This is a genomic window from uncultured Parabacteroides sp., from assembly GCF_902493135.1.
GTDB lineage: Bacteria > Bacteroidota > Bacteroidia > Bacteroidales > Tannerellaceae > Parabacteroides.
Window position 1 is genome coordinate 80,258 of record NZ_CABUOD010000016.1, and the last position, 23,645, is coordinate 103,902.

A 23,645-nucleotide genomic window follows, 5' to 3' on the forward strand; every position below is an offset into this window, starting at 1 on the left:
TTGATAACGGATGTTTCCGATATCAATAATTGTTTTTACAGATGTGTTTCCATAGGCATTCTTTTTTAGATATTAAACATTTGATTAACTAAGTGTAATGATATTGTTTTCTTCATCTTTTTGTATTTTGAATTTATGTATTCTTTGTAACATCCTGAGAATATCGTCGATACTGTCTCGTTGTCGGAATTTTCCGGTATATTTCTCTTGATTGATGGAGGAATTTTTTATGATTATCCGGACATCATAATAGAGTTGCAATTTGTTCAGTATATCAACAAGCAACTCGTCTTTAAAGCTGTAAATTCCTTCTTTCCATAAAAAATAGTCATGATGGGAAATCGTGTCGATTCTTATGGTTCCGTTTTTTATGCTTATTTGCTCGTTGGGTCTCAATATGATACTTTCATTTTCTTTCCCTGTAAAATAGATTTGGAGCGATCCTTCTATCAGGCAGGTTTTCACATCGTTGTTTTTTCGGTAGCTGCAAATGTTGAATTGTGTGCCCAATACTTTCGTTTCTATGCCTTGCGATGAGACGATGAACGGTTTGTGTTTGTCTTGAGCTACATTAAAAAACGCTTCTCCGTCTATGGAGACTCTTCGTTCCTTTTTGTCAAAGATGGCAGGATAGGTGAGAGTTGTTTGAGAGTTTAGCCATACAGTGGTTCCATCCTGAAGTGTAAGCTTGATGCGCTGTCCGGCAGGTACGTATAGTTTGTTTTCGATATTTTCCTGTAAAGCTTCGGAATGCTGATTCACTCCAGCCTGATAAGCGGATATAATGAGTAAAGTGATGATAGCTGCATATTTGAGTAGGTAGAATGAAATCTGTCGTATGTGTTTCGCTCTCATTTTACACAAGAACTGAGTGTAGCTATCTCGAGTAGTCTTTTTCTCGCAGGCGGCATCGGAAAATGATAATAGTGCGTATGTGTTTTTGAATTTGACGAATTCTTTTTTCAATTCGTTATCAGATTCAACCTGTTTTAAGAAATCCAGTCTTTCGTCTGCATTCAGTTCTTCTTGAAAATATTTTTCGATTTGTCTTTCCATGCGAATGAAATGTTACATACTGTAAACACTTACTCCGGAAAAATGTACCAAAAGAAAATCATTTTTTTACGTTGGATTTCGGATTTATCGTTTCGTTCTCAAGCTACCACTCGTAAGCTTCTCCGCGATTTTATGTGCAATAAAAAAGGAAAAGCCATAGAGGAAGATAGTCCTTTAGTTCGTTCCTAAGCTTTTTATAAGCGATGCCGATTTGATTTCTGACCGTGTTGGTTGATATGTTTAGTTCGATGGCGATCTGTTCTTTCTTTTTCCCTTCCAGTTTGTTCATGATAAAGATTTCCTTGCATTTGGTGGGCAAGCTGTCCAAGGCCCGGTTAATTAAATCTTCAATATCTTGGTCGGAGAAAATATGTTGCTCAAAGGCTTCCAAAGAATCTAAATTCATGCGAAGGGTCATGTTATATTCCTCTTGCATTTTGTTGGTGGTTTCCAGGGCAATCGTTTTATGTCGCAGGTGGTTGAGGCATTTGTTCTTGACGATGGTGAACAGATAGGCGATCCGGATTGTTTGACAAGTAAATATTTCTCGTTTTTCCCAAAGTTCCGTGAACATGTCTTGCACGATATTTTCCGCATCTTGTTCCGATATCACGTATTCTTGTGCAAAGCGTTTCATTTTTGGGAAGTAGGAAAGATAGATGTTTTCGAATAAACAATCTTCTTTTTGTTGAGCGAACATTATTATCGTATGTTTATTGTGGCCTTTCATACAGCCGGAAAAGGCATGATTATTAAAAAAGAAGTGGGCTGCTGTTCTTTTTCCTGTTAGGTGTCGCCAAACCCCTGTACACGCACGAACAAGCAACCCACTTGATATAGCAGGTCACCTGTGCCTTGCGTGTTGTTAAAAAATTGGCGACTTTAACAGAAAAAGGCACTTCTGAAATATTCCTTATACAGTCTCTCCAGACATTGCAAATGTAGGTAAATTTTTTGTTTTACGTAAAAAAAGATTAAATAAGCTTCGTATATTTGTACCCGAAATTGAAAATAAAAAAAGAACGTCGGAATCCGGATGAGTACGAATAGTGATGACATATTATTGCTGAAATTGATTAAACAAGGAGATCAGATCGCTTTTCGGCATTTGTTTTATCAGTATGCGGATTCTTTGGAACGTTTTATTACTTATTATATCCATGATCGAGAAAAATCACAAGACTTGGTTCTGGATATTTTTACCTATATATGGGAAAACCGGCAGAACTTTGAGATAAAACTGACCTTGAAAGCTTATTTGTTCCAGGCGGCACGCAATAAGTCCTTTACCTATATCCGGGACAAGAAGATTCCGGTTTATCTGGAAGAAATGAAGGGTATGGAGATTGTGCAAAACTATGATTCGGAATTGGAGTTGCAGGAACTTCATCTTCTGATAGAGGAAGCGGTGTCGCTCTTGCCGGACAAATGTCGCGAAATATTCCGAAAAAGCCGGGAGGAAAATTTGACCAATAAGGAAATAGCCGGACAGCTCCATATCTCGGAGAAGACGGTGGAGGGGCAAATCACGATTGCTTTAAAGAAAATCAGAATTCATTTGGGTGATTCTTATTCTTATTTGTGGTAAAAAAGGTGATTCTTTTAGGGGAGGAAGTGCTTTTTTGAGTCTATATATCCAAGGGTGGCACGGAAGATGGATTCTTGGCTACCGCATGATATATAATAGATAAGATGATGAAGGCTAAATCATTCTTTTTTTGGGGAACCGTATGCTGCTGTCTGTTCTGCTTTTTACAGATGTGGTATCCGTTTTATTTTTATTATGTCGAACAATTGCAGGTTTTTCCTCTCACTTGGGCCTGTTTTGAGGAAACATGCCGGCAACCTGGCGGGTTGGCTTGCTGGTTGGGTGGTTTCCTTTTGCAATTCTATCATCTTCCTTTGGGTGGTGCGTTGGTTTCGACCGGTTTGTTTTTGGGGATAGGTGTGCTGATGCAACGGATCTGCCGGCAAACAACATCGCCTGTCTTTTGTTATTTACCAGCTCTTTTGCCGATTCTGGCCTTGTTCCCTTTGCACATCGATGTGAATTACCGATTGCAGGGAACGGTTGCTTATTGTTGCATGCTTGGGGCTTTTGTACTCTATGTGCGTATTGTCGTACCGTGGAAACGGGTATTGGCGGGTTGGCTGTTGATGGCTGTTTTGTTTGTATTGGCAGGGCCGGTGGCAACCTTGTTCGTTGCCGGAGTCGTGCTCCGGGAGATGTTGTTGCGGGAGAAGGGATGGCAAGGATGTCTGGCACTTCCGTTCGGGATTGTCCTGATGCTTTGGTGGTCTTACCGTTTCTTTTGGCAGCCGGAATACCGGATGATCGTTTTGCCGGATTTTTATTATGATCCTTTGTTGAAGGCGAATAAGCTCTATTGGGCTTGGTTGGCTTTTCTTTCGGGGATTTTAATGGCTTGCTTTCCGATCGGAAAAGGCAGAGGCGTGTCGGATCGGACCGCTTGGTGGTGGACCACAGTCCAGCTGTTGCCTTTGATTGCCTTTTTGGGGTGGATGAAAAAAAAAGAGAATGGCATTTGGTTGAAAAACATGGAGTTGGATTGTTATGTGCGGGGAGAACAATGGGATAAGGTCGTTGCCGGATATGAGGCGGCGGTATCGGACATGCGGACTTTGAGCTTACTGAACTTGGCTTTGGCGTGCCAGGGCGAATTGGGAGATAAATTGTTCCATTATCCACAACAAGGCAAAGGCGGATTATTGCCCGAATGGAACAGTACGGTTCCGGGGGCAATCGTGTTGTCGGATATTTGCTACCAGATGGGGGATCTCTCTTCCGCTCAAAAGTTCGCATTTGAAGGATATGTCTCCTCTGTAGATGGAAACCCGCGCCTTTTGCAACGTTTGGTTCAGACGAATATCCTGACCGGTGCGTATGCGGTAGCGGAAAAATACATCCGGATATTGGAGCAGACCTTGTTTTACAAAGAATGGGCGGTTGAATGGCGGAAGTATTTGTATCGGGATGACCTTGTGGAAGCAGAACCGTTGTTGGGCGGGAAAAGGCGGGCGTGGGGAAAAGACGGACAGTATGCCGTGTCTTCGGATTTGTTGGAGGTGTGGGAACGCTTGGCTGTGAACAATCCGGACCGGCCGGTCGCTTTCCAATACTTGTTGAGTTTTCATTTATTGGGCAAGACTTTGAACCGTTTTGACGAGTTACATCGGAAGTATTACCGGACGAAGGTGTGGCCTTCCCTTTCCATCCACCAACAGGAAGCCGTGGTAGCGTTCTACCAGAAGACTCCCCGATTGTGGCCCGGAAAAGGGGTCGGAATGAAAGTCGAGCTGCGCTACGGTGCGTTTGATCAGGATATGAACACGAAGCATGGCTATGTCAATTTTCGGGATGTCATGGCCGGTTCGTATGGGGATACCTATTGGTTTTATTTGATGTTTAAGAAATAAAGGTACGCGATGAAACGATTTTATTGCTTTTTGGTGGCGGCAATTTTGTTTTGTGCTTGTTCGGAGGATTGGAAAAATGGGAAACGGTTAGGCGAGAAGCCTGTTCTATTTCCTGATTATGCGCAAACCACTATCCCGTACAATATAGCTCCGTTGAACTTCACGGTCCGCGCAGACGGATGTCGTGTGTCAGTCTTGTTGGAAGCAGGAGCGGCGAAGTTCAAGGTGGAAGCTTCCGATGGTGAAGTCCGGATTCCGGAAAAAAAATGGAAGAAGCTTTTGCAAGAGGCGAAAGGTGATTCTGTTTGCGTCACTGTAGCGCGCAAAAAAGACGGCCAATGGGAGGTCTGGCAGCCCGTATCGTTGCATGTGGTGTCAGATCCTATAGATCCTTATTTGGTATATCGCTTGATAGAACCCGGCTATGCGTTATGGAACAAAATGGGAATTTACCAGCGAGAATTGGAGTCTTTCGGTGAAACGGCTGTTTATGAGAACAAGATGACGGACTATAATTGCGTGAATTGCCATTCTTTCTGCGGTCATGATCCGGACAAGATGCTGTTCCATTTGCGTGCCAAGTTGGCCGGGACTGTATTGGTTGATGGAGACGAGGTCGAGTTATTGGATACGAAAACAGATAAGACGATATCAGCTTTTACCTATCCTTATTGGCATCCTTCGGGTCGTTACATCGCTTTTTCCATCAATAGGACGACCCAGCAGTTGCATTCCACTCAGCGGACGGAGGTTTATGACACGGCATCGGATGTGATCGTTTACGATGTGGAGCGCCATACGTTTTTGTCTGTGCCCGGACTCGCTTCGCTGTCAAGTTTTGAGACGTTTCCCTCTTTTTCTCCGGATGGTAAGAGTTTGTTTTATTGCACTGCTCCGGCTTGCTTGATGCCTGATTCCATTGGAAAATTGGCTTATAGCTTGTGCCGCATCTCGTTCGACCCTGAATCCGGAACGTTCGGTTCGCAGGCGGATACGCTGTTTGATGCTCGTGCGAATGGAAAAAGCGTTTCTTTTCCAAGAGTTTCTCCGGATGGTCGGTTCATGCTTTGTACTTTGTCTGGTTATGGCACTTTCCCGATCTGGCATAAGGATGCCGACCTGTATATGATCGACTTGAAGTCCGGAGTCGGTTCCTATCCGGAAACGCTCAACAGCAATGATACGGAAAGTTACCATTCGTGGTCGTCCAACGGAAGATGGGTTGTGTTCAGCAGCAGGCGTTTGGATGGATTGTACACGCGTCCTTTCATTGCGTATGTCGGGAAGGATGGCAAAACCGGTAAACCGTTTTTGCTCCCTCAAAAGGAGGCGGACTACTATGCCGGCTTGATGAAATCGTATAATATTCCCGAGTTTGTCACCGGTAAAGTGACTAATCGTTCTTATCAGATTCGCCGTTTGGCAGAACAGGGCGGAAGACCCGTTTCTTGTTCAACTTTTTGATTTTTTTACAATAAGCCATTCTTCCTGTTTGCAGGATATTGTCATGGCTTGGAATCGGGGAATTGGAAAAAAATCGATTTGTTTTTAGGGGATACCTTCATTTTTCGAGTCTCACGTTTCATAAATGGTACGAAGAGACAAAAATATACCGTGGGAAGTGATTATCCGGAAATTCAAGTGTGAGATTTCGGAGAAGGAACAGGCAGAATTGGATGTATGGCTTGCCAATGTGGAAAACCATGCCCGATTCCAAAGTTGGCAATCCCTTTGGTTGTCCATCATGGAAGAAAACATGCGGTATGTTTCCAATGTCGATGCCTTATGGAAAAGGATGGAGGAGCGCATGAGAAGGGCAGAACCGCGAGTGTTCAAGTTGTCTTTGCGTTCTTTCCGTTTGTATACTGCTGCGGTTGCAGTTTTATTTTTTATCTTGTTTTCTTTTGCCGGTTATATGACGACCGAGTGGTATAAGGCAAGCAATACCGTATTGGCTTATTCTTCCTTGAATGGAAAATCCCGGATATGTTTGCCGGACAGTACTTTCGTTTGGCTGAATGCCGGATCGACGTTAGAATATTTTGTTTCCCGTTGGACTAAAGAGCGTAACGTCCGTTTGGACGGAGAGGCTTATTTCGAGGTGGCGGAAGATCCGGACCGTCTTTTTGTAGTGGAAGGCGGCGGTGTGGTCGTAAAGGTGCACGGGACGGTTTTTAACATGAAGGCGCGGGAAAAACAAGAGCATGTGGATGTTAGTCTGTTGTCGGGATCGATTGTTGTTGAAAATGCCGGTGTGTCGAGAAATCTGTATCCGGGCGAAACAGCCGTGTGTAAAAAAAATGTTCCCGACATAGAAAAGAAAACCACGGATGTTTCTATCTCTTGCCTTTGGGCAAAAGAATCCTTGCGTTTCGAGAAAAAGACGATTTATGAACTGGCCGGATATCTGTCGGAATGGTATGGCATGGATATCCGTTTGGATCCGTCGTTGCCGACCGATCAAGCCTATACCTTTACGATCACACATGAATCGTTGGAGGAGGTGCTTTGCCTGATTGCGAAGATAACCCCGATAGAATATGTTTTTGATGAAGATAATACGGTGAGAATAACAAGAAAATAGTAACAATTAAATCAGGATGCCTATGAAACACACGTAAAAAAGTAATTCGAATTTGTAACAATTAAATCAGTAATTAGTAATTTATTAAATCTTAAAAAGGTTATGAAGAAACGAAAGTTCTTTGGTAACAGTGGCATTTTGAAATGGAAGATGCCATTATTGATAAGCATTTTATTTTGGATGAGTTTGCCCGGAACGGCCGAAGCGGAAGTTCAGCTTCGTTCCATCTCGCTCCGGTTGGAAAATGTTTCGTTGAGCGAGGCGCTTTCACGGATCGAAGAGGCAAGCGGTTATTCATTTTTCTATGATGAGAATAAGATCGATTTGTCTCGTCAAGTAAGCGTGAATGCTCAAAACAAGGCAGTTAAGGATATTTTGAAAAATATCCTGTCTTCGACGGGAATGACATTTGAAATATCGAACAACCAGATTGTCTTGGTTCCGGAAAAGAAAGCAGCCGCAAAGGAAGTTTCCGTGGCTGTCGTACAGCAACAAACACATATAGTAAAAGGGATCGTAGTCGACAATTTGGGTGAACCGGTACCGGGAGCCAATGTCGTTGAAAAAGGGACGACCAACGGTATCATTACAGATATGGATGGCGCTTTTTCCTTGACTGTGGCTCCTGATGCCGTGTTGGAAATTTCTTATATCGGTTATGTCACGCAGTCTGTTTCGGTCAAAGGAAAATCTACTTTGAATGTAACTTTGCGTGAAGATTCGCAGGCGCTGGAAGAAGTGGTGGTGACCGGTTTCGGTCTGTCGCAGAAAAAGGCGACGCTGACGGGTGCCGTCACGGCTGTCGGATCGGATGACATCAGCCGTTCGGTTGCCTCCACGGCTTCGGGTGCACTGGTCGGTAAGATCGCCGGTTTGAACACGCGCCAGACGGATGGCCGTCCGGGGGCTACGACCAGTATCCAGATCCGTAACATGGGTGATCCGTTGTATGTGATCGACGGTGTACAATCGGATGCAGGCCAATTCAATAATATCGACTTCAATGATATCGAGAGCATTTCTGTGTTGAAAGATGCTTCTGCCGCTATTTATGGTGTGCGTGCGGCAAATGGTGTTGTTGTTGTCAATACGAAAAAAGGTAAACGGAACACTAAGAATACGGTTTCTTTGAACGCATACTACGGTTGGCAGAATCCGTCTACTTTCCCGAAACCGGCGGATGCGGCGACCTATATCACCAATTATATCCAGTCTGAAACGGTTCAAGGAAAGACCGACTATACATATAGTAAGGAAGACTATCAGAAATGGTTGGCGGGAAAAGAAAAGGGATATGTGCCGTTTGACTGGTATGACTTCATCTGGGAAACCAATCCTCAGTATTATCTGAATGCCAATATCTCCGGTGGTTCGGATAAGACGAACTATTATGTTTCTGTCGGTCACATGAGCCAAGACGCGATGATTGTAAATTATGGTGGATTTAAACGTACCAATGTTCAGATGAACATAGACACGCAAATTACTTCTCGTTTGAAAGTGGGAGCTTCCATGAATGGCCGTATAGAAGAAAGGAAAAACCCGGGTGTTCCGGAGGCAGATGATTATTGGATGCCTCGTTTCGGGACATATCGAAATTTGCCGACAAAGCGTCCTTTTGCAAATGACAATCCTAAATATCCGACATTGACTTCTTCTAATGCCGCGACGAATTTCGGATGGTTGAATTATGAATTGTCCGGAGAATATAAAGAAACTTGGCGTGTGGCGCAATTACAGGCCACGGCGGAGTATGATATTTTCGATGGTTTGAAGGCAAAGGCTTTGGTCGGGTATTATCTGGCATATCAGCAGATGAATAACCAGGAATATACGTATAAATTGTATGGTTATGATGAAGCCACGGATACTTATCCGGTGATTTTCGAAAATAATAATCCTTGGAGAGAAAGACGCGTTGGACATAATGAAGAATTGATGTCGAATATTCAACTTTCCTATAATAAAAGATTCGGAGATCATAATGTGGCTGCTATTGTTGGTTTTGAATCGATTAAGCGAGATACGCCGACTTCTTGGCTTCATGCTATTCCGACGGCTAATGCTTTGCATCTGATTGATTACGAAACAATGGATACGTATAATGATGAGGGGAATGAGACGGAGGCTCGTTTGGGTTGGATGTTCCGTGGCAACTATGATTATGCCAATAAATATCTGGTTGAATTTTCGGCTCGTTATGACGGATCTTGGAAATTTCCGCCCAATCATCGTTGGGGATTCTTCCCATCCGCTTCTGTCGGTTGGCGTATTTCGGAAGAAAATTTCTGGAAGGAATCCAAGCTTTCGAATATTTTCAGCGATTTGAAAATCCGTGGATCATACGGTATGGTGGGTGACGATAACGTTTCCGGATATGCGGCATTTGATTATATGAGCGGTTATAACTATAAGAATGGTGGTTCTGTTATTGATGGGAAATATACGATAGGTTCGGTTCCGCGCGGACTTCCGGTGACGACATTGTCTTGGATCAAAGCTAAGATTCTGGATGTCGGTTTTGATGTCGCTTTCTTGGATAATCGTTTGACCGGACAGTTCGACTTCTTCCGCCGTCAGCGCGACGGGCTTCCCGCTTCTCGTTATGATGTCCTGTTGCCCTCGGAAGTCGGTTTCAGTTTGCCGAAAGAAAACTTGAATTCAGATGTGCACATGGGGTATGATGCGGCTGTTCGTTGGACGGATCGGGTAGAGGATTTCACGTATTCTATCGGTGGTAATATTACGTATTCCCGTTTCTATGATTGGGAACAGTATAAACCGCGTTTCTCTAATTCTTGGGATGTGTATCGCAATTCGTTGAACCATCGTTTCGGTTATCTGAACTGGGGATTGGAAGCAATCGGACAATTCAATAGTTGGGAAGAGATCGCCACTTATCCGATCGACAATGACCGTCAGGGTAATAAGACGCTTCGTCCGGGTGACATCAAATATAAGGATGTGAATGGTGACGGTGTGATTAATAGTTTGGATGAACGTCCGATTGGATATCGGGAAGATTCCACTCCGATTCTTAATTTCGGTTTGAATTTTTCATTCGGTTGGAAAGGATTTGATTTGGCGTTCGATTTTACCGGTGGCGCGATGGGATCCTGGTATCAGCAATGGGAACAACGTAACCCGTTCCATGATGGCGGTAACAACCCGCAATATTATATGGAAGATACATGGCGTTTGTCTGATATTTGGGATGCAGACAGTGAATTGATACCGGGAAAATATCCGATGTTGTTGATTGGAAATAGTTCGCACAGTAATTATTGGAACAGTACCTTCTGGAAAAAGAATGTCCGGTATGTCAAATTACGTAATTTGGAGTTGGGATACACGCTCCCGAAACATATTGTGGAAAAAGCGTTGATCTCGGATCTGCGCTTTTATGTGGCGGGAACCAACTTGTTGACATTTACCAATGCTCCGGGTATTGATCCTGAATCGACGGAAGGAAATGGTTTGGGATATCCGACAACACGTATTATAAATATTGGTGTAAACCTTAAATTTTAGGTAGAAATGAAGAAGATATATATAATGTCGGCCTTGGCAGTTTGTTTGTTCTCGGCAACGGCTTGTAGTGATTTTTTGGATCGTGAGCCAGATAAGATCATGACGGATGACCAGATTTTTGGTGATGCGGTGATGATTAAATCTGTTTTAGCGAATTATTATGGTCGCGTAACATGGGGGCAACACATAAATGATAGCTATTCCATGACTTATATTGATGATGCGGCAAAAATGGATGGAGGACCGGATCAACGCTCTACGTTCGAAGATGATCTTTGGCGAGTGTATGATTATACGTTCATCCGTAATGTGAATCAGTTTTTAAAAGGGTTGCGTGAAACGGAAGTCCTGAAAGATTCTGAGAAAGCTCCATTAGAAGGGGAGGCGCGTTTTTTACGTGCTTGGTGTTATTTCAATATGTGCCGTGGCTTGGGCGGTATGCCGATAATCGGAGATGAGGTGTTTGACTATCAATCCGGTATGGATATAACTACGATGCAGTTCCCGCGTTCGACGGAAGCAGAGATGTATGATTATATCATAAGTGAATGTCAGGCTGTTTATAATTTATTGCCGGCGGAGAAACAGATAAATTCTGCTCGTGCAAATAGGTGGACGGCTAAGATGTTGGAAGCGCGTGCCGCTGTCTATGCTGCTTCGATCGCTAATTATAATAATAAAATGTCAACTCCGATTAGAACAGATGGAGGGGAAGTTGGGATTCCGGCTGATAAGGCATCCGATTATTATAAGACGGCTTTGGCTGCCGCAGAAAATGTGATTAAAGACAGTCCTTATATTCTGCAGGATCGGCGTCCGGACAATAAGGGATTAAACTTTTATGAGGCGACATCCGTAAAAGACAATAATACAGAAGTTATTTGGGCACGGGATTATAAATATCCGGGGCAGACTGTTGAGTTTACGAAATATAATATTCCTAAGTCTCATGCGGAGGATATTGACAATAGTTATGGCGGTCCTGTTTTAAATCTGGTTGAAGCCTATGAATTGCTTGATACGGATACCCCTGGGGCGGATAGTAAGGTCGTGACTTCTGAAAATGGGACATTTAAGTTTTATGATTCGTCTGATGCTCCATTCAAAGACCGTGATCCTCGTTTATGGGGAACTATCCTTTATCCGGGTGCGGAATTGAAAAGTGTTCCGGTCGTATTGCAGGCAGGTCAGTTGGTAAAGAATAATGGAGAATGGGAGCTGATAGCTGGTGATTTGGACTCTAAAGACGCCAATGGAAATGCTTTGACTGCATTGAACGGCCCGAAAGAGTCTAATGAACAGTATGTTAATAAGACAGGTTTTTATTATCGTAAATTTATTGATGAAACTCCTGGGGCATCGACACGTGGTCGTAATTCCGAAATGTGGATGCCTCGTTTCCGTATGTCTGAAGCCTATATGATTGCGGCCGAAGCGTCTTTCGAACTGGAAAACGGACGTGCAGCCGAATTTATCAATGCCGTGCGTAATCGTGCAGGTGTGAAGCCGTTGGCTAATGTGACGTTTGATAATATTGTGCATGAATATCGCGTTGAGTTTGCTTTCGAAGACCATCGTTATTGGGATATGAAGCGTTGGCGTTTGGCTGATAAGGTCTGGAATGGAAACAACAATGATCCGCAGGCTCGTCACCGTCGCCTCTGGCCGTATCGTGTGGTTGCACCGGGTGACCCGAATGACGGCAAGTGGGTGTTTGTGGAAGACTTCTTGTTCATGTCTCCGAATGCACGTTATTTCCGGATGCAGAATTATTACAACTTCCTCGATTTGGGCTGGGTTAACAATAATCCTAAGTTGGTAAAGAACCCGTATCAATAATTAAAAATGCATGAGTATGAAGATTATATCTAATATTTTTTCGGTAATTTTACTGCTGGTATTGTTTTCCGGCTGTGGAAAAGATAATTTTGATGCGCCAGAATCCAAACTGGTTGGTAGAGTTACTTATCAGGGGCAGGCTTTGAACTTGCGTGGTACCGGCGAAGCAGTCCAGTTGCAGTTGTATCAGGATGGCTATGAGAAGAATGATCCGATTTCTGTTTTTGTAGGACAAGATGGTACTTTCTCCGCTCTTTTGTTTGATGGTGAATATCGTTTGACGACAAGAGACGGGAACGGACCGTGGGTGAATAATCATGAGTCCGTAACCGTGAATTTGAAAGGACATACGGAAGTGAATCTGGAAGTTACTCCGTATTTTACGATTTCGAACGAACAATTGTCTATTACGGGATCGGCAATGAACGCGTCGTTTACGATTAACAGGATTGTGCCGGATGCGAAGATCAGCCGGGTGATGTTGTTATTGAGCAAGACGCAGTTTGCGGATGATGTGAACAACTTGTTCCGTCAGGACTTCTCGGATGTCGCTCCCGGTAGCGTGAACTTGTCTGCCGATATTAGTGGTAACACTGAAATCGCAAAGGCAAAAGCCCTTTACGCTCGTGTCGGTGTTTTGGCTAACGGAGCGGATCAGGCTATCTATTCGCCAGTGGTTCGGTTGAAGTGATAAGGTTATTGCCGGATAGGATGCTTGAAAAACGGTTATTCTATCCGGTTTTGCGTATCAAGCTGATTTCATGTAGTTTTGATTGATATTTGAAAGTAAATGATTGATAATTGAAAATGTGGTAGAAGGCGAAAGAATACCTTTGCACATGATTTATTATCAAGTCAGTTTGTGTTTAATTATATATATATTTATTAGAAATGAAGAAGGCCTTTCTGATACTATTGATTTGTTGCCAAGGGATACTGCTGAACGTGTCCTGCGGTTCAGGGAGTTTGTTTGAGCCGGATAAAAGGAACGCATTGCGCGCTCCTTCTTATCCGCTTATTTCCGTAGATCCATATACCAGCGTTTGGTCGTTTGCAGATGAATTGAATGCTGATGTGACCCGCCATTGGACCGGCAAGGAACAGGCCTTGTTGGGGGTAGTGGATGTGGATGGTGTTTCTTATCGTTTCATGGGAAAGGAAACACCGGAAGAGGGAGCATCGGTTCGTTTTGCGACTGCTGCCCGGCAGTTGTCTGTGAATGTCCTTCCCACGCAAACTTATTATACATTTGAATGTGGTCCGGTTTTGCTCGATGTCGTTTTTACGGCTCCGTTATTGCTGGATGATTTGGATCGGATGTCCATGCCGGTCAATTATATTTCTTGGCAGGTTCGTTCGACAGATCAAAAGAAACATGAGGTACGGGTGAGTGTCGAGGCTTTTTCATCTTTGGCTGTCAACACGGAGGATCAGGCGGTCGTGGTTGAGAGGGAGGTGGAAAACGGTATCTCTTATTTGAAGACAGGAACGGCTGAGCAGGCTGTTTTGTTACGCAAAGGGGATGATGTCCGTATTGACTGGGGCTATTTCTATTTGGCGGCACAAGTGGAAAAGGAGACGGTGATGGAGGTTGGCGATCGGAAACAACTTGTCTACAGCCATATTTTGGAGGCAGTGTCTTCTTCTCCGAAGGCCGGGTTCCTGATGGTGGGCTATGACGACTTGTATGCCATCCAGTATTTCAAGGACAACCGGATGGCGTATTGGAAACATAACGGAAAGAAAAATATCCGGCAAGCGTTTGAAGAGTCGGCCAAAGAATATCGTTCCCTTATGAAGCGTTGTCGGGATTTTGACAATCGTCTGATGGTGGATGCAGAGCGCGCCGGTGGAAAAAAATATGCCGATTTGTGTGCTTTGGCTTACAGGCAGGCAGTGGCGGCGCATAAGTTGGTGGAAGACAAAGATGGAAACCTGTTGTTCCTTTCTAAGGAAAATTTCAGTAATGGTTCGATCGGTACGGTCGATGTGACGTATCCATCCGCTCCCTTGTTTTTGCTTTATAACCCGGATTTGTTGAAAGGAATGTTGAATCCGATTTTTTATTATAGCGAAAGCGGACAATGGAACAAGCCTTTTGCCGCCCATGACGTCGGAACTTACCCGCATGCCAACGGGCAAACGTATCCCTTTGATATGCCGGTTGAAGAATGTGGGAATATGTTGATTCTGACAACTGCCATCGCTCTGCGTGAAGGGAATGCGGATTATGCCCGTGAACATTGGAAGACATTGGGCGTTTGGGCTAATTATTTGTTGAAAGAAGGACTTGATCCGGAAAACCAGTTGTGCACGGATGATTTTGCCGGACATCTGGCCCATAATGCCAACCTTTCGATAAAGGCGATCATGGGTATTGCCGGATACGGAAAGCTGGCCGAGATGTTGGGAGATAAGGAACAGGCGGTCCGGTATGTTTCCGCCGCTCGCGGGATGGCGGAGAAATGGGAACGGATGGCTGACGATGGAGATCATTTCCGGTTGACATTCGACCGGGAAAACACTTGGAGCCAGAAGTACAATCTGGTTTGGGATAAAGTTTTGGGTTTGCATATCTTCCCGGACAGGATCGCCCGGAAAGAGGTCGCTTTTTATTTGAGCCGGCAACAGCCGTTCGGCCTTCCGCTTGACAGCCGCAAGACCTATACCAAGATCGATTGGATCCTATGGACGGCTTGCCTGGCTGATACACAGGATGATTTCTCCCGCTTGCTATCGCCCGCCTATAAATATGTGAACGAAACCGAACCCCGCGTGCCCCTGACCGATTGGTACGAGGCTACCGATGGCCGGTCCATCAACATGCGTGCCCGTTCCGTGGTAGGCGGCTTTTTTATGAAGATGCTGGAAAAGCAGATGTATAAACCCTCTTCCCGTCCCGAACCGACGGAAGAACCGGTTACGGAGGCCAAGAGCACTTACCGGAATCCGGTGATCGATTACAGCTTGCCTGATCCGACCGTCATCAAAGCGGATGATGGCTATTTTTACTTGTATGCAACCGAAGATATCCGCAACACGCCTATCCACCGTTCACGCAACTTGGTGGACTGGGAGGAGATAGGGACGGCTTTTACGGAAGAAACACGTCCGACTTTCGAGCCGAAAGGCGGCTTATGGGCTCCGGACATTAATTATATCGACGGACGGTATGTACTCTATTATTCCATGTCTGTCTGGGGAGGCGAATGGACCTGCGGGATCGGTGCCGCTACGTCAGACAAGCCGGAAGGGCCGTTCGTAGACAAGGGACCGCTGTTCCGAAGCAAGACAATTCAAGTTCAAAATTCAATAGACCAATTTTTCATGGAAGATAACGGGAAAAAATACCTGTTTTGGGGTAGTTTCCGCGGTATCTATGGGATAGAGCTGTCGGGAGACGGCCTATCTGTTCGGGACGGAGTCAAAAAGAAACAGGTTGCCGGAACCGCCTACGAAGGTACTTACATCCATAAAAGAGGCGATTATTATTATCTGTTTGCCTCGATAGGGAGTTGTTGTGAGGGATTGAAAAGTACCTATACTACAGTTGTAGGCCGTTCTGACAACCTGTTCGGTCCGTTCACGGACAAACAGGGACGACCGATGATGGAAAACCATCACGAAATCTTGATACATGGGAATGACGCTTTTGTCGGTACGGGGCATAACTCGGAAATCGTTACGGACGATCGTGGGAACGACTGGATTCTTTATCATGCCGTGAGTTGTGAGAATCCCACCGGGCGTGTCCTGATGTTGGACCGGATCCGTTGGAAAGACGGCTGGCCGGAAGTCGAAGGGGCAAGCCCTTCGCTGGAGGCGGAAGCTCCGGAGTTTGTTAATTGAAAATTATAATCATTCATAAATCATAAATTATAAATCATGAAAAAGACCTTATTTGTATGTTGTGCATTGGCACTGACCTTGGGCGCACAGGCTCAATGGAAACCGGTAGGAGATAAGATCAAGACACCGTGGTCGGAACAGGTAAACCCGGCGAATGTCCTTCCCGAATATCCCCGTCCTCAGTTGGAACGTGGCGATTGGCAAAATCTGAACGGGGAATGGGAATATGCCATCAAACCGGTTGGCGATGTAGAACCGGCAACATTTGATGGCAAGATTTTGGTCCCTTTTGCTGTCGAATCGTCTCTTTCAGGCGTACAGAAAGAAGTAGGCGAAAAGAACGAATTATGGTATAAGCGTACTTTCTCTGTTCCTTCAGCCTGGAAAAATAAAGATATCGTATTGAATTTCGGTGCGGTAGATTGGAAAGCGGATGTGTTTGTCAACGACATTCTGATCGGTTCCCATAAGGGTGGTTTCACCCCGTTCTCTTTCAACATCACTCCGTATCTGACAGGAAAGAGCAACCAGAAGCTGGTTGTCCGTGTTTGGGACCCGAGCGATAAGGGATATCAACCGCGCGGCAAACAGACTTCCCGTCCGGAAGGTATCTGGTACACGCCTGTAACCGGTATCTGGCAGACAGTATGGTTGGAACCGGTAGCTGCTGCCCATGTGACTTCCGTAAAGTCGATTCCCAATATCGACAATAATACATTGAATGTGACGGTAGGAACTTCCTGCGACTGCAATTCCGGTATCGTAACCGTGAAGTTGTTGGACAAAGGACAGGTCGTGGCTTCCGCAAAAGGCGTTCAGGGAAAGGAATTGCGTTTATCCGTGCAGAACCCGACACTCTGGAGTCCGTCCAATCCCTATCTGTATGATATGACGGTTTCTTTGTCGAAAGACGGGAAGGTGTTGGATGAAGTAAAATCATATACGGCTTTCCGCAAGATTTCTTCCAAACGCGATGCCGCCGGCATCATGCGCATGCAGTTGAATAACCAGGATTTATTCCAATACGGCCCGTTGGATCAGGGATGGTGGCCCGACGGACTTTACACGGCTCCGACGGATGAAGCATTGCTGTTCGACATCAAGAAAACGAAAGACTGGGGCTTCAATATGATCCGTAAGCACGTGAAAGTGGAGCCGGCACGCTGGTATTATCATTGCGATAAGGAAGGTATCCTGGTATGGCAGGACATGCCGAGCGGCGATCATGGCTCTTACATCTGGGATCACCACGTGTATAACGGTGGAAAAGACCATGAACGTACGCCAGAATCCAAGGCGAATTATTACCGTGAATGGAAAGAGATTATGGATCTTTGCGTATCTAATCCTTCCGTAGTCGTTTGGGTTCCTTTCAACGAAGCATGGGGACAGTTTGAAACGGAAAAAGCGGCCGAATGGACAAAAACTTACGATCCTTCCCGCTTGGTGAACCCGGCAAGCGGCGGTAACCATCGTCCTTGCGGTGATATCCTGGATTTGCATAACTATCCGGCTCCCGATATGTTCCTGTTCGACCCGAAACGGGTGAATGTGTTGGGTGAATACGGCGGAATCGGCCTTCCGGTGGAAAATCACCTGTGGTGGAACAAACGTAACTGGGGATATGTGCAATTTAAGAACAGCGACGAAGTGACGGCTGAATATGTCAAATATGCCAATATCCTGAAAGATTATGTGAAACGTGGCTTCTCTGCCGCCGTCTACACGCAGACAACTGATGTGGAAGGGGAAGTAAACGGTTTGATGACCTACGACCGCAAAGTGATCAAGATCGACGAAGCTGCCATAAAGAAAGCCAATCAATCGGTTATTAACGAATTAAAGTAAAAGCATGAAACGGATTAGCATCGCTTTTTTATCTCTTTTTCTGTGCGTGGCCGCTGTCTGGTCCATGCCGCGTCCCGAATATCCCCGTCCGCAGTTCGAGCGGGCGGGCTGGGTCAACCTGAATGGGGAATGGACCTGCTCGTTTGATTTCGGCGGTTCGGGAATGGAGCGCGAGTTCTATAAATCGAACGGCTTTGACAAGAAGATCACCGTTCCCTTCTGCCCGGAAAGTAAATTGTCCGGCATAGGATATACGGATTTTATCAATTATTTCTGGTACCAGCGTCCGATCACGATCCCGCAGGAATGGAACGGAAAGAACATCCTGCTTAATTTCGGTGCGGTCTACTATAAGTCGGAAGTCTATATCGACGGTGTTTTGGCGAACCGTCACTTCGGCGGGACTTCATCGTTTGCCGTGGATATCACTTCTCTGGTGAAACCCGGTCGGACACATAGCTTGGTCGTTTACGTGGAGAGTGATGTGCGCGGGGCGGCACAGCCGGCCGGAAAGCAGAACCTGCAATTTGAGTCGTATGCTTGTAATTATACCCGTACGACCGGTATTTGGCAGACGGTCTGGATGGAAGCGGTCCATCCGGAAGGATTGCAGTCGGTTCAGGTGTTGCCGGATATCGATCAGCAGCAATTGGTGGTCCGTCCCCGCTTTTACAGGGAAGCAGGAGGACAATTGCAGGTGACGCTGAAAGACAACGGCAAGATGGTTGCCAGCCGGACCGTTTCGGCAAGCGCCTTGTCTTCCGTGGTTCTTCCGGTCAAGAAGATGAAGACCTGGAGCCCGGAAAGCCCTTTCCTCTACGATCTGGAGTACAAGGTTTTGGATAAGAATGGCAATATTGTTGATGAGGTCAATGGTTATGCCGGTATGCGCAAGGTGCATATCGAAGGCAATAAGATTTATCTGAACAATAAGCCTTACTACCAGCGTCTGGTGCTCGACCAGGGTTTCTATCCTGACGGCATCTGGACGGCTCCGAGTGACGAGGCGTTGAAACGGGATATCGAACTCTCTATGGAGGCTGGTTTCAATGGTGCCCGCCTGCATCAGAAGGTTTTTGAGGAACGTTTCTATTATTGGGCGGATAAGATGGGTTATCTGACTTGGGGGGAAGCTTCCAGCTGGGGAATGGATTGTAACGACACGGAAACGGCTCGTAATTTCATTACCGAATGGAGTGAAATTGTACAGCGCGACCGTAACCATCCGTCGCTCTTGATCTGGACGCCGACCAACGAGGAGTTCTGGCCGGACCGCGTACAGTATCCGCGTCTGATGCACGACCTCTACAACTTGACGAAAATGATCGACCCGACGCGTCCTTTCCACGGGGCAAGCGGCGGAACACATATCGCAACTGATATCTGGACCGTTCATAACTATGAACAGGACCCTGTCAAGTTGAAGGAAAAACTGTATAACGGCGGCAAACTGATGGAAGCCCCGAAATGGGAAATTCATCTGATGCCGATGAATATCGGTTACAACGGCCTGAAATATACCGACCAGTATGCTTTCCCGGAATATAAGAAAGATATGCCTTATCTGGTGGATGAGTTCGGCGGTATCAAATGGAACCCGGCACAGCAGATGGAGAGTACCCAGAATACCTCTTGGGGCTATGGCGAACCTCCCCGCTCACTGGAAGAGTTTTATGCACGCCTGGCAGGTCAGGTAGACGCTGTCTTGTCTCTTTCCAATGATATTTGGGGCTATTGCTATACGCAACTGACGGATGTGGAACAGGAGCAAAACGGTATTTATTATTACGACCGTACCCCTAAGTTCGACATGAAACGTATCCACGCTATTTTCAGTAAGACACCGGAATCAAAATAATAACGGACTAAAAATCAAGAAAGGGGGCAGGGATTATCTTTGCCCCCTGATTTTTTTGTATCCTCCGGAAGGAATTACCTTTACCAATCCTTTATTGCTTATTGTAAAAAACAGGTTATTTAACAATTGTCGGACTTAATGATGAAAAGATCCGGGAGGCTCGTCCGGAAAGGTGAAAACGGGCCTTTTTTCATTTATTCGCCGGCTTTTTCTCACGATGACCGTCTTCATCGCCATGACAACGGCCTTTATCGCCAGGAAGACGGTCGTCATTACCCATAACATCGGCACCTCACGGTAACGAAGACGGTCGTCGTGGAAATTTTCTGCGCACCTCACGGGGGAAAACCGGAAAAAAGGTTTTGGCATAAACGGAAAGTGTCCCGGCTTTGTCTGCAAATATACGATTCACCGGGAGTTTAGCTTTATCATATTTTCTCGTTTTTCCCGGTCAGGCTGACGAAACAATGCTGATGACGGGATAAGTTGCCGATCACATATTCTCTGTTGTCAAATAAAAACCGCCCGATGAGATAAAATGTAAGATTGAAATGAACTGGAATTTCAGATGAAATAGAAAAAGGAGAAAAAAGGGGTTATTGTCATTTACTTGAAAACACATAAATCTTAATCAATAGATTTAGCTTAGCTTAAACTAAGCTCAAATAGTCCGATTTTCTTTAAGAATTTCGGACATTTTGTTGCCGCGTCAAGTGGAATATCATATCTTTGTACTATGAATCATATTGGTTATGAAGACAATACTAACGAAAGAGATACGAAGTATCATTGATAGAAACGGACCTAATAAGCTTTATATGGTAAGTGACTTTGCCCATCTGAATAACGACGGCCTGGTTACTCGTGCACTTTCCCGACTGGAGAAAGAGGGTGTGCTCATACGTCTTTCGCAAGGTCTATATTTATATCCGTTACGAAATAAGTTCGGTGTACTTCGTCCATCCATTGAAGATATAGCATATGCCATTGCGGAAAAGGATAAAGCTCGCATTATTCCTTGTGGACTGACGGCTTTGAACAAATTAGGACTTTCCACGCAAGTTACAATGAATGCGGTCTATTTGACAGATGCTACAGCACGGGTGCTTACTATCGGAAACCGTAAAATCATCTTCAAGCGTAGCGTGCCTCGTAATTTTGCTTATAAGACAGCTTTATTTCCACTGATAGTTGCAGCCATGAAAGAATTAGGGAAAGATAATGTGACTGATGAGCAGATTATTATTATAAAACAAGCCATTGAAAAATATGGCAGGCCTGATGAGATTAGATACGATTACAGCATTGCTCCACAATGGATTAAACAAAGGCTTGTATTATGAATAATTGGACTAAGCTTACAAAAGAAGAGCAACTTACCATTTTGGCTAATGTCGCCGAGGATAAAGGGATTGTGGACAATGCCGTAGAAAAGGACTATTGGGTCAGTATGGCATTGCGCGCTATATTTTGTTTGCCATATGCCAGAGCTTTTGTATTCAAGGGAGGAACAAGTCTTAGCAAAGGTTGGGGGTTGATAGAACGCTTTTCGGAAGATATTGACCTCGCAATAGCTCCTCGACATCTTGGTTTTACAGATGTTGCAACTAAAAGCCAACGGACTAAGTTGCGGAAAGACTCCAAGAAATTTATTGATGGTATTTTTGCTATTGATATTGAAACTAAGCTAAAGGAGTTTGGGTTATTAGAATGTTGTAAGATAATAGTCCCGGAAACATCAGTCAGCGACCTTGACCCTGTAGTTCTGTTTATTGAGTATAATTCGGTGTTGCAAACAAAGATGCAATATATACCAGAGCGAGTTAAGATTGAGATAAGTTGTCGTTCTCTTATGGAACCGTCTGAAAACGTTGAAATGCGTTCGATGATTGAAGACGCTTATCCGAGTGAAGAGTTTTCATTACCAATATTTACAGTCCCTACCGTAGTGCCGGGACGGACATTTTTGGAAAAGGTTTTTCTGTTACATGAGGAGTTTAACCGTCCGCAGGGCTGTACGCATATCGAACGTATTACACGGCACATGTATGACATTGTAAAGATGATGGACAAACCGTTTGCAATGGAAGCCATTCAGAATGTACAATTATACGAGGACATTGTTGCTCATCGCAAGAAGTTCACTGCATGGAGCGGGTTGGATTACACGACTCATCTTCCCTACACAATATCTTTTCTTCCTCCTGCAAGTATAGAAGATGTTTTACGGGAAGACTATAAGCAAATGCAAATCGGCTTTATTTATGCCGATGCACCCTCTTTCGATGAGATTATGGGTCGGTTACAGGATTTGCAAGACAGATTCAGAGCATTGGAGTGGAAAAAATAATCGTTAATAAGTATGATTCAATTTCAGCCCTGAAGTATTTTTGATACGCTTATTCATCGGCTTTTCAAAATAGTTGTAGGAAAGCAGGCTGAGCAGTACGACGATACCGAATAGAACCGGAACTGCGATATACCACGCTATATGGACACTGCTTCCTTTCTGCCATTCCGAATAGGTGAGCAGAACAAAAAGATGAATCAGATAAAAACTGTAACTGATCTCTCCTCCTATTACTAAAAAGCGGTTGGACAGGAGACGCGAGACATGGCCTTTTTGCAGGGAGAAACTGATCAGGATCATTGCGACCGGAAGCCAATAGTAACAGGAGTAGCGATATACCTTGGGTATCTCAATCGCATAGAAATAAAAGGCAAAGAATAAGGCTATGGAGGCTATTTCGATGATAGTCCCTTGATACAAAGAGATCTTCTTGTCTTTCAGCCGGTCGTATAGTTGGAATAGGAGCATACCGACAATGAAATCCGGAAGCCGGGTGATCGGATTCACGTACCAATATCCTTTAATGTCGTTTTCCGGTGTGAAATACATGCCGGTAATGACCAGGATGGCTGCAATTATAAAAACGCAGAGCAGGCGTTTGTAATTCCTGGTTAGCGGTATAAGGAAAGGAAAACAGAAGTAAAAAAGCTGTTCGCAACATAGGCTCCAGGAAGGGCTGTTGAATGAGAAAAAATAATCGGCTTTAGGTATGTAGCTGTTTGTCAATGTGAGTGAAGCCAAAAAGTGTTTGAGCCAATCCGTTGCCCCCGATGCGATTACATTGTTGCCCAATGCGACGGCGATCAGTAAGGTCAACCAGTGCAGCGGATAAATGCGAGCTATGCGTGCCACCCAAAACGTTCGCTTGGTTATCTTGTTTTCGCTGAGTCGCTTTTGATAATTATAAGCTATGATGAAACCGCTCAATACAAAAAAGAAGCTGACGCCGACAAATCCTTCTTTGAAAAAGTGGGTGCTGAAAAAACTGTCTATCACGTAACAGTGTGCACCAAAGACCATTATGGCAAATATAAACCGCAGTGATGTTAAAGAATCAATCATAACTTTGTATTTGTTTGTTATTCATCCAGAATCCGGCAATGCTGTTTGCCTGTCTTTCTTTTATAGGGCATAAATATAGGAATTTAATTTCGGTTTCAGAGATGATGGTTTGTTTACTTCGATTATATCCGTTTTCTTTCTCCTCGGTTTTATAGGCTTTTCTTAACACCACGGCTCTTTCATTTAACTGAAAAATAGAGATATAGTTCCCTTACCCGGTTCGGATAGAA

At 44.7% G+C, this 23,645-nt stretch carries 16 protein-coding genes; 12 read left to right on the top strand and 4 right to left on the bottom strand.

The window, feature by feature from the left end:
• Positions 1 to 84: 84 nt before the first annotated feature.
• Both RDN79_RS09370 and RDN79_RS09375 read right to left on the bottom strand, forming a co-directional pair.
• Positions 85 to 1,056 (bottom strand): FecR family protein, encoded by a 972-nt coding sequence (locus tag RDN79_RS09370; RefSeq protein ID WP_298551179.1) that lies wholly within the window; start codon positions 1,054 to 1,056, stop codon positions 85 to 87.
• Between the two features lie 130 nt (positions 1,057 to 1,186).
• Positions 1,187 to 1,756, bottom strand: a complete 570-nt coding sequence (locus tag RDN79_RS09375) for an RNA polymerase sigma-70 factor (RefSeq protein WP_298551212.1) — start codon at positions 1,754 to 1,756, stop codon at positions 1,187 to 1,189.
• A 336-nt stretch (positions 1,757 to 2,092) separates the two neighbouring features.
• On the opposite strand from RDN79_RS09375, the gene RDN79_RS09380 reads away from it, so the two are divergent.
• The 10 genes from RDN79_RS09380 (at position 2,093) to RDN79_RS09425 (ending at position 20,003) form a co-directional block, all read left to right on the top strand.
• Positions 2,093 to 2,644 (top strand): RNA polymerase sigma-70 factor, encoded by a 552-nt coding sequence (locus RDN79_RS09380; RefSeq protein WP_298551181.1) that lies wholly within the window; start codon positions 2,093 to 2,095, stop codon positions 2,642 to 2,644.
• A gap of 104 nt (positions 2,645 to 2,748) precedes the next feature.
• Positions 2,749 to 4,494, top strand: a complete 1,746-nt coding sequence (locus RDN79_RS09385) for a DUF6057 family protein (protein ID WP_298551183.1) — start codon at positions 2,749 to 2,751, stop codon at positions 4,492 to 4,494.
• 9 nt (positions 4,495 to 4,503) lie between these two features.
• The gene (locus tag RDN79_RS09390) at positions 4,504 to 5,958 is read left to right on the top strand and encodes a hypothetical protein (protein WP_298551186.1); all 1,455 of its coding nucleotides are present in this window, start codon (positions 4,504 to 4,506) and stop codon (positions 5,956 to 5,958) included.
• Between the two features lie 124 nt (positions 5,959 to 6,082).
• Entirely contained in the window at positions 6,083 to 7,078 is a 996-nt protein-coding gene (locus tag RDN79_RS09395; RefSeq protein WP_298551188.1) for a FecR family protein, read from the top strand.
• A gap of 102 nt (positions 7,079 to 7,180) precedes the next feature.
• Entirely contained in the window at positions 7,181 to 10,609 is a 3,429-nt protein-coding gene (locus RDN79_RS09400) for a TonB-dependent receptor (protein ID WP_298551189.1), read from the top strand.
• Positions 10,610 to 10,615: 6 nt separating this feature from the next.
• Positions 10,616 to 12,448, top strand: coding sequence for a RagB/SusD family nutrient uptake outer membrane protein (locus RDN79_RS09405; RefSeq protein ID WP_298551191.1), 1,833 nt, complete (start codon positions 10,616 to 10,618; stop codon positions 12,446 to 12,448).
• A gap of 16 nt (positions 12,449 to 12,464) precedes the next feature.
• Positions 12,465 to 13,139, top strand: coding sequence for a DUF3823 domain-containing protein (locus RDN79_RS09410; protein ID WP_298551194.1), 675 nt, complete (start codon positions 12,465 to 12,467; stop codon positions 13,137 to 13,139).
• Between the two features lie 200 nt (positions 13,140 to 13,339).
• Positions 13,340 to 16,297, top strand: coding sequence for a glutaminase domain-containing protein (locus RDN79_RS09415; protein WP_298551196.1), 2,958 nt, complete (start codon positions 13,340 to 13,342; stop codon positions 16,295 to 16,297).
• Positions 16,298 to 16,333: 36 nt separating this feature from the next.
• Complete coding sequence (locus RDN79_RS09420; protein ID WP_298551198.1) at positions 16,334 to 18,145, top strand: glycoside hydrolase family 2 protein; 1,812 nt, start codon at positions 16,334 to 16,336, stop codon at positions 18,143 to 18,145.
• Positions 18,146 to 18,149: 4 nt separating this feature from the next.
• Positions 18,150 to 20,003, top strand: a complete 1,854-nt coding sequence (locus RDN79_RS09425; protein ID WP_298551200.1) for a glycoside hydrolase family 2 protein — start codon at positions 18,150 to 18,152, stop codon at positions 20,001 to 20,003.
• 135 nt (positions 20,004 to 20,138) lie between these two features.
• Here RDN79_RS09425 and RDN79_RS09430 read toward each other — a convergent pair whose 3' ends face one another.
• Positions 20,139 to 20,342, bottom strand: a complete 204-nt coding sequence (locus RDN79_RS09430) for a hypothetical protein (RefSeq protein WP_298551201.1) — start codon at positions 20,340 to 20,342, stop codon at positions 20,139 to 20,141.
• 413 nt (positions 20,343 to 20,755) lie between these two features.
• On the opposite strand from RDN79_RS09430, the gene RDN79_RS09435 reads away from it, so the two are divergent.
• Entirely contained in the window at positions 20,756 to 21,346 is a 591-nt protein-coding gene (locus tag RDN79_RS09435) for a DUF6088 family protein (protein ID WP_298551204.1), read from the top strand.
• Positions 21,343 to 22,353, top strand: coding sequence for a nucleotidyl transferase AbiEii/AbiGii toxin family protein (locus RDN79_RS09440; protein ID WP_298551206.1), 1,011 nt, complete (start codon positions 21,343 to 21,345; stop codon positions 22,351 to 22,353). The genes RDN79_RS09435 and RDN79_RS09440 overlap by 4 nt, the downstream gene beginning before the upstream one ends.
• Before the next feature lie 3 nt (positions 22,354 to 22,356).
• Here the strand turns inward: RDN79_RS09440 and RDN79_RS09445 are convergent, their stop codons facing one another.
• Positions 22,357 to 23,415, bottom strand: coding sequence for an acyltransferase (locus tag RDN79_RS09445; protein WP_298551208.1), 1,059 nt, complete (start codon positions 23,413 to 23,415; stop codon positions 22,357 to 22,359).
• Positions 23,416 to 23,645 lie beyond the last annotated feature (230 nt).

Bases quoted from the DNA above. Each gene is read 5' to 3' on its own strand.
- RDN79_RS09370 (WP_298551179.1), bottom strand. From the start codon at position 1,056: ATGGAAAGACAAATCGAAAAATATTTTCAAGAAGAACTGAATGCAGAC.
- RDN79_RS09375 (WP_298551212.1), bottom strand. From the start codon at position 1,756: ATGTTCGCTCAACAAAAAGAAGATTGTTTATTCGAAAACATCTATCTT.
- RDN79_RS09380 (WP_298551181.1), top strand. From the start codon at position 2,093: ATGAGTACGAATAGTGATGACATATTATTGCTGAAATTGATTAAACAA.
- RDN79_RS09385 (WP_298551183.1), top strand. From the start codon at position 2,749: ATGATGAAGGCTAAATCATTCTTTTTTTGGGGAACCGTATGCTGCTGT.
- RDN79_RS09390 (WP_298551186.1), top strand. From the start codon at position 4,504: ATGAAACGATTTTATTGCTTTTTGGTGGCGGCAATTTTGTTTTGTGCT.
- RDN79_RS09395 (WP_298551188.1), top strand. From the start codon at position 6,083: ATGGTACGAAGAGACAAAAATATACCGTGGGAAGTGATTATCCGGAAA.
- RDN79_RS09400 (WP_298551189.1), top strand. From the start codon at position 7,181: ATGAAGAAACGAAAGTTCTTTGGTAACAGTGGCATTTTGAAATGGAAG.
- RDN79_RS09405 (WP_298551191.1), top strand. From the start codon at position 10,616: ATGAAGAAGATATATATAATGTCGGCCTTGGCAGTTTGTTTGTTCTCG.
- RDN79_RS09410 (WP_298551194.1), top strand. From the start codon at position 12,465: ATGAAGATTATATCTAATATTTTTTCGGTAATTTTACTGCTGGTATTG.
- RDN79_RS09415 (WP_298551196.1), top strand. From the start codon at position 13,340: ATGAAGAAGGCCTTTCTGATACTATTGATTTGTTGCCAAGGGATACTG.
- RDN79_RS09420 (WP_298551198.1), top strand. From the start codon at position 16,334: ATGAAAAAGACCTTATTTGTATGTTGTGCATTGGCACTGACCTTGGGC.
- RDN79_RS09425 (WP_298551200.1), top strand. From the start codon at position 18,150: ATGAAACGGATTAGCATCGCTTTTTTATCTCTTTTTCTGTGCGTGGCC.
- RDN79_RS09435 (WP_298551204.1), top strand. From the start codon at position 20,756: ATGAAGACAATACTAACGAAAGAGATACGAAGTATCATTGATAGAAAC.
- RDN79_RS09440 (WP_298551206.1), top strand. From the start codon at position 21,343: ATGAATAATTGGACTAAGCTTACAAAAGAAGAGCAACTTACCATTTTG.
- RDN79_RS09445 (WP_298551208.1), bottom strand. From the start codon at position 23,415: ATGATTGATTCTTTAACATCACTGCGGTTTATATTTGCCATAATGGTC.